This is a genomic window from Bacillus sp. DNRA2 (genome assembly GCF_012843265.1).
GTDB lineage: Bacteria > Bacillota > Bacilli > Bacillales > Cytobacillaceae > Bacillus_BU.
In genome coordinates this window covers 169,579-182,875 of record NZ_JABAIT010000006.1, presented here as the reverse complement: position 1 = coordinate 182,875, position 13,297 = coordinate 169,579, and the positions used below count along the sequence as shown (strand labels likewise).

Sequence of the window (13,297 nt, the reverse complement as noted above, 5' to 3'; positions counted from 1 at the left end):
TCCAAGCTCCCCACTTTATGAAATTATCTCCGTGGGTTAATTATAACTGGGGGAATTTTCAATGACTACGGTGGTCCACTTTTAGATTACTAGAAACAGTCATCCTCTAATACTACGACAGCATCATAATCCCTAGATAAATTCCCACAGAACAATACATGATTACGCAAACCTAACCTATTTGGATGTTCTATTACATGTTTTTCTCCAAAAGGCCATTCAAAGTTATTTGCGCATATAGCTACATCCTTATTTTGACTTTTGTCAATACTAATAATTAACGGTGTATGCAATCCAAAATAATTTGCTCTTTTTAACGATGTTAATAATCTTGATAATGAATTTACTCGATTATATGCTACTACGACAATTGCAATATTTTTCATGAAATCTCATCTCTATTTTTTTTTTGATTCTTGGGTTATAAACTGATTTATGTCAGAAAATAATCCGACATTTTGTTTTATCCAATCTTCATCATTTTCCCACCATTTATTTTCCAATAGGAATTTTTTCTCTTTTTCAGAAAATCTTTGTCCAATCTTTTTGGCTGGTACTCCTCCATAAATGGTGTATGCCTCCAAATCCTTAACCACCACAGCACCAGTAGCGATTATTACTCCATCCTCGATATTTATCCCTTCAAGTATTTTAACATCTGCTCCTATCCACACGTCATTACCAATTGTTACAGTGTATGAATTGTCTTTTGATGAATGTTTAAATTCTGGGAATTTGTTTTCACTTACATAGGTGAACCCAGCTTGTCTTGCTGTCGAAAAAAAAGCAGGGTGCGTTGAAACAAACATTTTTGTTGGATGTTGTCCTGAAATAATCTTTACACCTTCCGCAATAGAACAATATCTCCCAATTAATGTATTATTTAATATAGTTCTTTCGCCTATATAGGTACCGTAGCCAATACGACTATTAGAAATATTCACTTTTTTATGGATTACATTACTTCCTTCAAGATTGGTATATGGATTAAGAATAGCCCCTGTCCTAATAAATGATTTTGACTTAAAAGCTAAATATTTAGCAAATAAATATCTGATAATATTTTTCCCAATATTCCACATGATTTTTCCCCACTCTAGTTATTACTAGCATTTATACAATACTCACTCTTATTTTATGTGTGTTAATCCCTACTAAATAAATCCCGTGTATATACTTTATACATAACATCTTCTAATTCATTAGAAATTCGATTTGCAACGATAACATCACTTATCCTTTTAAATTCGTCAAAATCATTTATTACTCTTGAATTAAAGAATTTCTCTTCAGTAAGTGCAGGTTCATATATTACAACCTCTATTCCTTTTGCTTTTATTCGTTTCATTATACCTTGAACAGCTGACTGTCTAAAATTATCTGAATCCATTTTCATAGTAAGTCTAAAAACACCTACAATACTAGGATTCCCCCGTATTATCATTTCTGCAATAGTATCTTTTCTTGTTCTATTAGCTTCTACAATTGCGGTCATAATACTATTAGGAACATCCGAATAATTTGCCAATAGCTGTTTGGTGTCTTTTGGAAGGCAATAACCCCCATAGCCAAAAGAAGGATTGTTATAATGATTACCTATCCTCGGATCTAGTCCAACACCATCAATTATTTGTTTTGTATTTAAACCTCTTATCTCAGCGAAAGAATCTAATTCATTAAAAAATGCTACTCTCATTGCAAGGTAAGTATTAGCAAATAGTTTAATAGCCTCAGCTTCTGTTGAATTTGTTAGCAAAACAGGAATGTTTTCTTTTTCTGCCCCTTGAACTAAAAGTTCAGCAAATTTCTTAGCTCTAGCAGACTGTTCACCTACAATTATCCGCGAAGGATATAAATTATCGAATAGTGCCTTTCCTTCCCTTAAGAATTCAGGAGAAAAAATTATGTTATCTGTTTTAAATTTTTCTTTAATTTTATCTGTATATCCAACTGGTACCGTTGATTTTATTATCATTATTGCACTAGGGTTTATCAATAAAACATTTGTTATCACGTCTTCTATAGATCTTGTATTAAAATAATTTCTATCGATATCGTAGTTGGTTGGTGTCGATATTATTATATACTCTGCATCCTTGAATGCGTAAACAATGTCAGTCGTCGCAATCAAGTTTAATTCCTTTGATGCCAAATATTTTTCAATTTCATGATCAATAATTGGAGATTTCCTATTATTAATCATGTCAACCTTATCTTGAATAATATCAAGTGCAATTACCTCATTATGTTGAGCAAGTAGAATTGCATTAGATAAACCAACATATCCTGTTCCTGCTATAGTAATCTTCAATGTATTAAACACATCCTTGCAGTATTAATATAATAGCATTTATTTAATTAGAATTATTTTTTTAAAATTTAATAATCATGAATTCCTAATAAAGCCCTTCATATTTATTTTAACTCCTCTTAATAAAAAAGCTTCCATAATATATTTTGTATGGATTCTTGTTTCATTGTAAAAAAGTGGAGCTATAAGATTTGTAACAATTTGTGCAGTAAGTTGAGCTATTGCTGCACCCTCAATACCAATTTTAGGTATTAAGTATACATTTAACATTACACTAATCACTATTCCCCATATAAGATACTTGGGAATATATTTATTATATTTTTCACACAGTATCCATATTGTTCTAGCGGAACCCAGTACTGAAAGAATACTTGACCAAACAGAAATAATTAATGTTGTAGTTGAACCAATATAGGCTTGCCCATACAATATTAATACAATCCACTTTGAAAAGATTGTCACGACAAGTGCAAAAATTATACCTAACCATATGATAAATGCATATAATTGTTTTAAACGCATTAAATATTGCTCTTCGTTTTCATTTTTCAAATTCATAATTAATGGTCTTGCAGAATTAATAAAAGCTGTTGGGATAAAAACCCAAAAACCACAAATTGTAGCAGCAACTGTATACAAACCCACTTTTTCTTGATTCAGAAATTGTCCAATCATTATTTTATCCATTTGAACATATAAGGCCACCATTATACCTGATAAGATAAAAGGGTAACTTTGTGATAACATTTTAATTGCTAAATTATATGAGACCTTTAGCTTTTTTCCCCCTTGCTTATAATATGAAATGATATATAGAATCATAATAATAATTACGTCAACCACAGTTGAAAAAGCAAACCATTCTACACTTTTTCCAAGTAAAAGTAATATTACTTTATATGATGACATTATTAGGTAGGATACACTCTTAATAAGAGTTGAATATTTTGACTGTAGTTGAGATTGGTACCAAAACTCTATTAGTTCAAATGCACGAAAAATTAATGCAATTGATTGAATCATTGCAACAATTAATATTACGTTGTTATTTGAATTCAATATTGAGATACTAATCAGTATTGCTACCATTGAAAGTAAACTTGAAATCAATCGCATTGCAATACCGGTACCAATAATTCTTCCCTCTTCTTCTGGATCTTCAACCAATTCTTTAACTATAACACCCTCTAACCCTAGCGAACATATTGATGTAAAGAACGCTGTAAAAGAAGCTGTATAATTTATTATTCCAAAATCAGATGGTCCAAGATATCTTGCTGTAAGCATACCCACAATTATTGATAATGACATCTGGAACACTCGTTCCCCAACAATCCAACCTGTATTTTGAAAAAACTTACCATTAATTAGAGTTGAGCCATTTTTTTTCATACTAATAATCTCCAATTGTATTCATACAGAGTCCTAAAGATAAAATACCAAACATAACTGTTTTGTCGCCTTTTATACCATTATAAAAAGGTTATCTTTTTATAATGGTATAGAATTTATTAGTTTATATTTATTAAATAACTGCTAAAACTATTGTTCATAACAACAAAAAAGTTCTTTGTTTGTATACAGATTTTGTGACTTAATTTCTTGGAAAGACCTTTGAGCTATCAGTTTATTCACTATATTAACGGAATATAATTTACAATTTATTTTTTAAAAGATTTGAAAACTTGGAAGTCATACCTGTTAATAGGCAAAATAATAAAAACATATGGGGAGCACCATCTAAAATTGGTTCCACCATAAAGTTCATTAAATACCCTAAAAATACACTTAATACTATTAATTTATCTATTAATTCCACCTCGGAATTTTTCATAATATTAATTAAGTTCACTAAAGACTTCAGAGTAAATAAAAATAGAAAAGTAAATGGAATTAATCCGGTTGCATTTAACACATCAAGCCATAAATTATGTGCAAAATTAAGTCCAATGTCCATTTTAAATCCACCTAGAGGGTAAACAAACATTTGACTAAGTACTTTTGAGTATACTAATAATCTTGGGTCATCAGCTATTGAGCTCTGTTCCATTCTATTATAAAAGTTTGATTCCATTATAAAATCTTTTAATCCAAATAAATTGATATAATATAAAATGGATATTATTAAACCGAATACTAATAATTTGAATACAGTTTTTATGTTTCTATTTAAACCTTTTCTATTTAATATTATGAATACTACTACATTAACAATGAAAATTAACACTGTTAAAAGAATTAGAGTTCTATTCCCCAATATCAAAGTTGAGTATATAGAAAATAATATACAAAATAAGACGAGTATCGACAAAAACTTATCGTAACCCCTTTTGTAAATAAAAAGACTAACAAATAACAAGCTTGATATGAGAGTAAAATGTGTACCTTGAAGTGTGCCAGGTTTTAGTATTCCGGTCCAAAAATCTGGTACAGTCCTTTCAAAAGAATTAAATCCAAAATTACTGAAATAGACCGACATATTTAGAAAACCATAAGTAAAATTACCTAAAATCATAGCAAATAATGTTTTTAGAATAAATTTACTATCCAAATTACTAATGAAATATCCTATACAAAACAATACAGTAGGTCCAATCAAATAAATTATCATTGCATCTAACCCAGTTGATTTATACTGAATTAGTATAAAATAGTAACATAATGAGAACATTTGTAGCAGAAATAAATCAATAGATAGCTTAAATCGTGAATTTTTATAATTAATAACTAAGATGCCTATAAATAGTACTCCTAATATCAAAACATTGGCTTTATTTAACATGTTAATAGAATACAAAAAAACCATTAAAAGCCAAGCCCAATCTATTTCTGTCCTTCCCTTGGTTAATAATTTTATATGGCTTGTCATTTATCAACACCCTTTTTAACAAATAAAAAGATTTGCAGAAACAATTTTTTTAAAAACTAATAAGATTTAACATACTTTATACTATTAATTTAGACTAACTACCAATAACAACCGTTTTCTACTCTGTTTGCTCCAGAAGGTATAAACTTTTCTCCAGGTCTAACCCAATGTTCATTGTATATATTATTATAGTCCGGTCTATCATCCCACCTCTTTCCTTTTATTCCAAATAACAATTGGGTTGCTCCTCCTATATGAACTGCCTGTTTTTTTAAATCACACTTTATCTTTACTGCTAGTGGTAATCCGTATGCACCCGCACCTATTAGCGCTATATCAAAATCGAAATTTCTTATCTCCGAAATCATGTAATCTAATGCCTCAAACCAAGAATTAAATCTTTCATCTTTTACTCCTGCAATAGTTTGCACAGCTGGAAATACACTCAATTGAAACTCTGGTAATATCTCATTATCCGTAAATAAGAGTTCTCTTTTCTTATATTGCTCCTCAATTAATTCCGCAAAAGGATGAATTACTAATACTTTTTTTCCTTTTAACACTTTAGTCCAATGTGTAGCAATAGGATCAATAGATCTTAAATGTAATAGTTTAGCATTTTCACAAAATGTTTGAACAACAAAATCCTCCATGAAAATATTAAAAACAGCTAGTAAATCGACTTCTGGATAAAGAGTTTGCATTAATTCACCGAACTTAAATAAATTTTTATCATCTGCTGGAAAAAAGCCAGAATAATTTTCCATACCATATTTTACTTGGTTTTTAAATGATTTTTGCATAAATAATTTTACTTTTAAAAAATTATTTATGCACCCTAATTCTGTCGAACCGAACCTTGCTGCTGCAAAAGGTTTTCCGCTTTGAATAAGAGTTTGTAAATATTTTGTACCTTCTTCCTGTAACATAATCTTGTTTTTATAATAATAGTTGGGTTGTTTTTTTATTCTATTTTTTGAAAGCAAGAATCCATTTACATTGGTAATGTATGCTTTAAAATAATTTGATTTAGTTATTTTCTTCACTTAGTATCCTCCGTAAATAATATTTTCAAACTTTCTTCGTATAATCTATAATCGAAATTAGTTTCTGCACATAATCTAGCGTTTTTTTTCATAAATTCTCTTTGTGAATAATCTAGAGATATTGCACGCTTTATTGCGGACGCACATTCTGTTGCTGTACAGTCTTTGATTATTATCCCTTCGGACATATCATTTATATAGTCACCTAAATCTGATGTTATATTTAACATTACTGGTGTAGCTGTTGCTAAACTTTCTACAACTTTTGTAGGAAATCCCGCTTTTGCATACCTTTGCTCTTGAGAACGTAGCAATATAGTAAAGTCAGCTTGGGCTAGGAGTTTTAATACCTTCTCCCTTTCTATTCTCCCTAAGAATTCAACGCATTTTTTTATCTGATATATCTCTTCGCTACTGAAAAGTTTTTTTATATCATCAATACTTACACCTGCAAAAATAAAATTTATCTTAGCTTTTTCTCTATCAGTTAAAAGAAGCACTCCTCTGAGCATTTCAGGTACATAATCTTTTTTTCCAGGAGAGCCAGCATAAAGAACTGTCAATTTTCTTGGGTCAACAACCTTATTAAATTCTAAATTCATAACGTCAAGAATTACAGGAATTCTTACTGCAATGCATCCTTTGTTTATAAAATGGCTTTCTAAATATTTGCTAATTGCTATCACTTTTACCTTTTTGTCGATGACATACCTATTTTCAATATTTTTGAGGATCATACCTGGAGAAAGTAACCCCATTTTAAACTGTCCTGGTGAAAACCACTCAACACTATCAACAATTAAATCAATACTGTGAAAACTACAAAAATCCTTCAGCCAGTTTGTAACAAAAGTTGGCAAATCGGCAATTAAAATTACATCAACCTTATTACAACGAAAGTGTGAATTCAGAAAACTTTCGAGTCTCTTTTTGTAATTAATGTAGAAATATATTTTTTGAAATTTGCTTCCTGCCTTTTTTCTTAATGATGTATATTGGAAGCCATCATACTCTAAACATTCTAAATAGTTACTATACCCCATACCTACAAAGTAAACATGGTTTCCGATGTCCCTTAGCAATTTTCCAAATGTGTGTAGTCTTACTGATTCTGCATCACCTTCAGGATATTTTGCCGAAGTTATTATTAAGATATTCATTCTTTCACAAACCCTTTTTTAATAACATTTTATGTCTTATCATTTCATCCTCTGAAAATCTATCCTTAATTTTTTTTGCAGGAATTCCTGCAACAATACTGTAGGGTTGGACATTCTTTGTCACTACACTTCCTGCAGCTATTACACTACCTTCTCCAATGGTAACCCCCTTAAGTATTATTGAGTTTGCTCCTATCCAGACATCGTCATTAATTACAATGTCTTCATCATTTTCAGGTAGTTTTTCTTTTTCTTTAACATCAATCATGTTTTTTCCTAAGTAATCTATTCGATGGTCACCAGTAATCATAAATACATGTGGACCAAACATTATGTTACTACCAATCTTGATCTTTGCAACCGTTGACATAAATATACAATCACTACCAATAGAAACATTATCACCAACATAAACATTCTTATAGTTTATTGAACAACCTTTACCAATATAAACATTTTTACCGAATTCACCGAGCATATTTATCCTGATGGGGTTTAGGATAATTCTATTCCATATTTTATTCAACGATAAACAAATTAGATAAATTCCCCTGAAAATACTTCTCATTATAACCTCCTAATATCTGAGTACTCTTTGAATATTTTTTCCATTACTAGATTTAGGCTATAGTGTGTTTTTACTTTTTCTCTATTCCATATAGACATTTTTTCTCTTATTTTTTTATCTTGTAAAGATTCTATAGCATTGATGAAGCCATCAATATTTCCCACATCAATTATCTTCCCACCAAAATCTTCTATCATTTCAGGGATAGCACCAACAGGTGTTGAAATAACTGGAAGTCCACAAGCCATTGCCTCTAGAACCACATTTGGAAACCCTTCAGTATATGTTGGAAATAAAAATATATCACCAGATAACATATGTTCTATTACTTGATCTTTAGAAATTTCACCAAGGTAACATAGATTTATTGGTTTAGGTAGGTGTTTTATTTCATCACTGACCTTACCAATTAAACAAAAATTTAAATCAGGCATTCTTTCCGCTATTAAGTTAATATCTACGCAACCTTTTGATCTAATTACGTGACCCACAAAAACAATATTTTTTATTTTATTGGCAATAATTTTATCATTATTAATATAACTTTTCTCAATTTCAATAAAATTAGGGATAATTATGCTTTTGTCCGGAGAAATCGAATTAACATGGTTATATGAAGATATATTTAGGCAAAATATTTTATCTGCAGTATTACAGATTTTCTTAAATAAAAATAAATTAAACACATCTTTTATCATATAGTTTGTATCACAATGAAAATGAACAACTATTTTAGAATTATCATTTTTTGCTGCTTTAATACAAAAATAATCTCTTATCATTCCAAATTTTGAACATGAACAATTCATATGAATAATATCATATTGTTCTTTTAAAGCTTTTCTTGTTTTGTAATAAATTTTAAATGCTCTCACAAATTCTTCAATTATACTTCTTTTATCTATGTTATATAGCCTTTTGCCTTTTATTGATGTATTAATAATATTAATAAAATTTTTTTTTACAATTCCAGAATTTAAATATAATTTTGTCCATGTTGCAATTCCACCTGCTGGAGGTGGTAAAGGACTAATTAATAAAACCCTTAAATATTCTTCATTTCTTGGCATTTGTTAGTGTTTCCCCCAAACGACTCTATTAACATAATCTGTATAGGACACAATTATTCTTAGTACCTTTTCCGCAACATTTGGCATGCTATAATCTTCTACATTCCTTAAAGTATTGGTATTCTGAGTTTCTAGTATCTCAATCCCTTGAAGGATTCGTTCCTTTTCTAATCCAACCATCATAACTGCTGCCTCTTCCATAGCCTCTGGTCTTTCATGGGCTTGCCTAATATTTAGTGCCTTAAACCCAAGAACAGATGATTCTTCACTTATCGTTCCACTATCACTCAGTACTGCTTTAGCTTTAATTTGTAGTTTTACATAATCATTAAACCCTAAGGGCTTCATAGTTTTCACTAAAGGATTAAACTCTATTCCTTTTGCCTCAATCATTTTTCTAGTTCTAGGATGCGTACTTACTATAACAGGCATTTTGTATTTATCAGCAATCACATTTAGACTATCTACCAGATCAAGGAAATTGACTTCTGAATTTATATTTTCCTCTCTATGAGCAGATACCACAAAGTATTTACCCTCTTTTAGGTCTAATCTTTCTAATACATCTGAATCCTCAATGTCATCCTTTCTAGAGTTAAGTACTTCAAACATAGGGCTTCCAGTTTTTATAATTCGATCTGATGGAAAACCTTCTCTAAGAAGATATTCTCTAGCTATATCACTGTAAGTTAAATTAATATCAGCTGTATGATCAACTATTTTACGATTTGTTTCTTCAGGTACCCTTTGGTCAAAACATCTATTACCAGCTTCCATATGGAAAATTGGGATATGCCTTCTTTTAGCTGCAATTGCAGTTAAACAGCTGTTTGTATCACCAAGAACTAAGAAAGCATCTGGTCTTACCTCTTCAAAAATTGGATCAATTTTAACCAAAATATTACCTATAGTTTCTACAGCTGTTCCCGTAGCTGCATTAAGAAAATAATCCGGCTTCTTTAAATTAAAATCATTAAAAAATACCTCATTTAATTCGTAATCATAATTTTGTCCTGTATGAACAAGTATATGTTCAATTGCATTTGATCCTTCTAATTTATTTATAACAGCTGACAATCTGATAATTTCAGGTCTAGTACCAATGACTGTCATTACTTTTAACTTTTTCATTCATTAAACCTCCACGAAATAAGTGTCGGGCTTTTCTGGATTAAAGCATTCATTCGCCCACATAACTGTTACTAGATCACTTTCGCCTTTATTAACAATAGAGTGTGTATATCCAGTTGGAATATCTACAACCTGTAACTTTTCTCCACTAACTCTATATTCAACAATTTCATCAGAATCTATCTTTCTAAAACGAATTAAACCTTCACCACTAACAACTAAAAACTTCTCATTTTTAGTATGATGCCAATGATTCCCCTTTGTAATTCCTGGTTTTGACACATTTACAGAAACTTGTCCTCTTTCAGTTGTTCTCATAAACTCTGTAAAAGAGCCTCTATGATCGGAATTCATTTTAAGATCATAAGAAAATTGATCTTCTGGTAAAAAGCTTAAGTAAGTACTATAAAGCTTTTTAGTTAAAGCATCATCCATATTAGGGATACTTAAATTTGTTCTGCTTTCTTTAAAGCTCTTTATACGATCAGCCAAATCCCCAAGTTTAATATTATGTGTTACAGACACAACACAGAAACCATCCATAATAGTTGGTCTTCCCTCTAGAGCCCTAATAAACTCTTCTAATACATCATCTATATAACAAAGATTAAGCTCTGCATCCGGGTTATTAATCTTTATATCTAAGCCACAAGCTATATTATGACAAAATGTAGCTACCACAGTATTATAGTTGGGTTTACTCCACTTACCAAATACATTTGGAAGTCGATATACATATACCTTAGCATCAGTCTCATAATAATAATTTAATAATAAATCCTCTCCAGCTTTCTTACTTCTACCATATGGGTTATCCTTTTGTGCTTGAATAGAAGAAGTTAGAAGCACAGGGGCTTTATTATTATGTTTTTTTAATAATTCTAGTAATTGAGATGTTAAACCAAAATTACCCTCTATAAATTCCTTTTCATCTTTTGGTCGATTAACCCCAGCTAAATGAAAGACAAAATCACATTCTTTTGTATATTTCTCAAGTAGTGATGGATCACTTTCCTTAGTAAACTCAAATATATCATTATACCCGTTGTTTTTAAGCTCAGCGATAAGGTTTTTCCCTATAAACCCTTTTGCTCCTGTAACAAGAATATTCATCACCCAAAACCACCCTTTAATTCATAACGTGAACTTTTTTATTCCACTCTTTTAATTCGTTTTGTACATAATCTAATTCAAGTAGTTTTTCTTTAATTTGCTCAATGGTAAGAATTTGCGTATTATCCGAATTATACTCTTCTACACTAGTAAGCTTTTGATCTCCCTCTGCAAAATACTTATCATAGTTAAGATCTCTTTGATCAGCAGGAACCTTATAGAAACCAGGTAAATCTTCTGCCTTTACATATTCCTCTTTGGTAAGAAGTGTTTCATAACGTTTTTCTCCATGGCGAGTACCAATAATTTTTATTTCATTATCTGTATTAAATAATTCTTTTACAGCTTGAGCAAGGTCCCCTATAGTGCTAGCCGGAGATTTTTGAACCATAATATCTCCTGCCTTAGCATTATGAAATGCAAATACTACTAATTCTACTGCTTCTTCTAAACTCATAAGAAATCTTGTCATTTTAGGATCAGTTACTGTTAATGGCTGTCCGCTTTTTATTTGTTCAATAAATAAAGGTATAACTGATCCTCGTGAGGCCATTACGTTGCCATATCTAGTTCCACAAATTAGTGTCTTCTCTGGATCAACAGTTTTCGATTTAGCTACAAATACTTTTTCCATCATTGCTTTTGAAATCCCCATAGCATTAATTGGATAAGCTGCTTTATCCGTAGAAAGACAAATTACTTTTTTTACACTATATTCGATAGCAGCTGTTAAAACATTTTCTGTACCTATTACATTGGTCTTAACTGCTTCAAGAGGGAAAAACTCACATGATGGAACCTGCTTCAATGCAGCTGCATGAAAAATATAATCCACTCCATGCATAGCATTTTTAACACTCGCTGAATCTCTGACATCTCCAATATAAAACTTTAACTTTTCGTTTTTGTAAACTTTTCTCATGTCATCTTGTTTCTTTTCATCCCGGGAAAAAATTCGAATTTCTTTTATACCGGTATTAAGGAACCTTTTCATAACAGCATTTCCAAAGGAACCTGTCCCCCCTGTTATTAGTAGTATTTTATCATTGAACATAAAATTTCCACCCTCTCAATAAAATAATAAAAAGATCTTTCCTATAATCTGGTGAAAGTTGTAGATCACTTAAGAATTAATTACTAATTAGTGATCCCGTTTCGCCTATCTGCTTATTAAATTTCTCAACTTCGTAAATTTTTGCATCTACTAAGATTCTGTACCAATATGCTTGAAGAAATGCATATAAAAACCCCTCTTTTCCATCTAAAAACCCAAGACGAAAAAAATAACGGTAGGAAAAATATAGCCAACAACGCATTCGCATTGGCATTTTATAATAAACATTATATTTGACGAATCTTCTAATTTTTGCTGGAGTATCTAAATTTTTAACATCATGTTTAATATTATTATTACGATTTTCAAAGTAGTCTCTTGCTGCCCTTGTAGCATACCAATTATGCTTTTGAATCCAAAATGATAAATCTTTAAAATCGTGATGTTTAGAGACTGTTTTCATTTCGATTGAGCGACCTTCGCTTAATACAATTTGTTCATCCATATAACGCTCTTCCATATAGGCTTTTTCTAACTTAAAGATACAAAGCTTTTTGAAAGGATAGGTTCCTCCATACTTTAAGCTTTTTCCCATAAAATTGACTTCTAGCTTAAAGATAAATCCATTAACATCTGTGTTGGTATGTTCCTCACATAATTCTTCTAATTCTTTCGCTCCTTCATCTGTTAATCTCTCATCTGCATCAAAACGAAACACCCAATGGGTTTTAATATTTAAGTTGTCTAAAGCATATTGAAACTGTTTTCCATAGTTTACAAAATCATGTTGATGTACTTCTGCGCCAAGCTTTTGGGCTATTTCTACAGTCTTATCAGTACTAAAGCTATCAACAACAATTATTCTTTTAGAAATACACTTTACTGAATTAATACACTCTGTAATATTTACCTCTTCATTCTTTGTTAATATTATAGTAGTTAAATCCGCCATTTTTATTCCACCTTTAAACA

General features: G+C 30.5%; 13 protein-coding genes. All 13 read right to left on the bottom strand.

From position 1 onward, the window contains the following. Positions 1–89 precede the first annotated feature (89 nt). The gene (locus tag HHO41_RS07745) at positions 90–386 is read right to left on the bottom strand and encodes a glycosyltransferase family 2 protein (protein WP_169097158.1); all 297 of its coding nucleotides are present in this window, start codon (positions 384–386) and stop codon (positions 90–92) included. Between the two features lie 12 nt (positions 387–398). Beyond that, a complete protein-coding gene (locus tag HHO41_RS07740; protein ID WP_169097156.1) occupies positions 399–1,082 on the bottom strand; it encodes a CatB-related O-acetyltransferase in 684 nt (227 codons plus the stop codon). A gap of 62 nt (positions 1,083–1,144) precedes the next feature. Beyond that, positions 1,145–2,311: a nucleotide sugar dehydrogenase gene (locus HHO41_RS07735; protein ID WP_169097154.1), complete on the bottom strand. Its 1,167-nt coding sequence runs from the start codon at positions 2,309–2,311 to the stop codon at positions 1,145–1,147. Between the two features lie 75 nt (positions 2,312–2,386). Continuing rightward, a complete protein-coding gene (locus tag HHO41_RS07730) occupies positions 2,387–3,706 on the bottom strand; it encodes a flippase (protein ID WP_169097152.1) in 1,320 nt (439 codons plus the stop codon). Between the two features lie 262 nt (positions 3,707–3,968). Continuing rightward, complete coding sequence (locus HHO41_RS07725) at positions 3,969–5,183, bottom strand: hypothetical protein (RefSeq protein WP_169097151.1); 1,215 nt, start codon at positions 5,181–5,183, stop codon at positions 3,969–3,971. Between the two features lie 98 nt (positions 5,184–5,281). Next, complete coding sequence (locus HHO41_RS07720) at positions 5,282–6,229, bottom strand: GT-D fold domain-containing protein (RefSeq protein ID WP_169097149.1); 948 nt, start codon at positions 6,227–6,229, stop codon at positions 5,282–5,284. Next, on the bottom strand, positions 6,226–7,389 hold the full coding sequence (locus tag HHO41_RS07715; RefSeq protein ID WP_169097147.1) for a glycosyltransferase: 1,164 nt from the start codon (positions 7,387–7,389) through the stop codon (positions 6,226–6,228). Before HHO41_RS07715 ends, HHO41_RS07720 begins: the two co-directional genes overlap by 4 nt. Before the next feature lie 4 nt (positions 7,390–7,393). After that, on the bottom strand, positions 7,394–7,957 hold the full coding sequence (locus HHO41_RS07710) for an acyltransferase (RefSeq protein ID WP_211171075.1): 564 nt from the start codon (positions 7,955–7,957) through the stop codon (positions 7,394–7,396). Continuing rightward, on the bottom strand, positions 7,957–9,027 hold the full coding sequence (locus tag HHO41_RS07705) for a glycosyltransferase family 4 protein (RefSeq protein WP_169097145.1): 1,071 nt from the start codon (positions 9,025–9,027) through the stop codon (positions 7,957–7,959). Before HHO41_RS07705 ends, HHO41_RS07710 begins: the two co-directional genes overlap by 1 nt. A gap of 3 nt (positions 9,028–9,030) precedes the next feature. Beyond that, positions 9,031–10,158, bottom strand: coding sequence for a non-hydrolyzing UDP-N-acetylglucosamine 2-epimerase (wecB, locus tag HHO41_RS07700; protein WP_169097143.1), 1,128 nt, complete (start codon positions 10,156–10,158; stop codon positions 9,031–9,033). 3 nt (positions 10,159–10,161) lie between these two features. After that, positions 10,162–11,271, bottom strand: coding sequence for a capsular polysaccharide biosynthesis protein CapF (locus tag HHO41_RS07695; protein WP_169097141.1), 1,110 nt, complete (start codon positions 11,269–11,271; stop codon positions 10,162–10,164). 16 nt (positions 11,272–11,287) lie between these two features. Next, positions 11,288–12,325 (bottom strand): polysaccharide biosynthesis protein, encoded by a 1,038-nt coding sequence (locus HHO41_RS07690; RefSeq protein ID WP_169097139.1) that lies wholly within the window; start codon positions 12,323–12,325, stop codon positions 11,288–11,290. Positions 12,326–12,401: 76 nt separating this feature from the next. Next, positions 12,402–13,277 carry a glycosyltransferase family 2 protein gene (locus HHO41_RS07685; RefSeq protein ID WP_169097137.1) on the bottom strand — a complete coding sequence of 292 codons (876 nt, stop codon included), beginning with the start codon at positions 13,275–13,277 and terminating at the stop codon, positions 12,402–12,404. Between the last annotated feature and the right edge of the window lie 20 nt (positions 13,278–13,297).

Excerpts from the sequence above, each read along its gene's own strand:
- HHO41_RS07710 (WP_211171075.1), bottom strand. The coding sequence starts at position 7,957 with ATGAGAAGTATTTTCAGGGGAATTTATCTAATTTGTTTATCGTTGAAT.
- HHO41_RS07730 (WP_169097152.1), bottom strand. The coding sequence starts at position 3,706 with ATGAAAAAAAATGGCTCAACTCTAATTAATGGTAAGTTTTTTCAAAAT.
- HHO41_RS07725 (WP_169097151.1), bottom strand. The coding sequence starts at position 5,183 with ATGACAAGCCATATAAAATTATTAACCAAGGGAAGGACAGAAATAGAT.
- HHO41_RS07745 (WP_169097158.1), bottom strand. The coding sequence starts at position 386 with ATGAAAAATATTGCAATTGTCGTAGTAGCATATAATCGAGTAAATTCA.
- HHO41_RS07740 (WP_169097156.1), bottom strand. The coding sequence starts at position 1,082 with ATGTGGAATATTGGGAAAAATATTATCAGATATTTATTTGCTAAATAT.
- wecB (WP_169097143.1), bottom strand. The coding sequence starts at position 10,158 with ATGAAAAAGTTAAAAGTAATGACAGTCATTGGTACTAGACCTGAAATT.
- HHO41_RS07715 (WP_169097147.1), bottom strand. The coding sequence starts at position 7,389 with ATGAATATCTTAATAATAACTTCGGCAAAATATCCTGAAGGTGATGCA.
- HHO41_RS07690 (WP_169097139.1), bottom strand. The coding sequence starts at position 12,325 with ATGTTCAATGATAAAATACTACTAATAACAGGGGGGACAGGTTCCTTT.
- HHO41_RS07685 (WP_169097137.1), bottom strand. The coding sequence starts at position 13,277 with ATGGCGGATTTAACTACTATAATATTAACAAAGAATGAAGAGGTAAAT.
- HHO41_RS07705 (WP_169097145.1), bottom strand. The coding sequence starts at position 9,027 with ATGCCAAGAAATGAAGAATATTTAAGGGTTTTATTAATTAGTCCTTTA.
- HHO41_RS07695 (WP_169097141.1), bottom strand. The coding sequence starts at position 11,271 with ATGAATATTCTTGTTACAGGAGCAAAAGGGTTTATAGGGAAAAACCTT.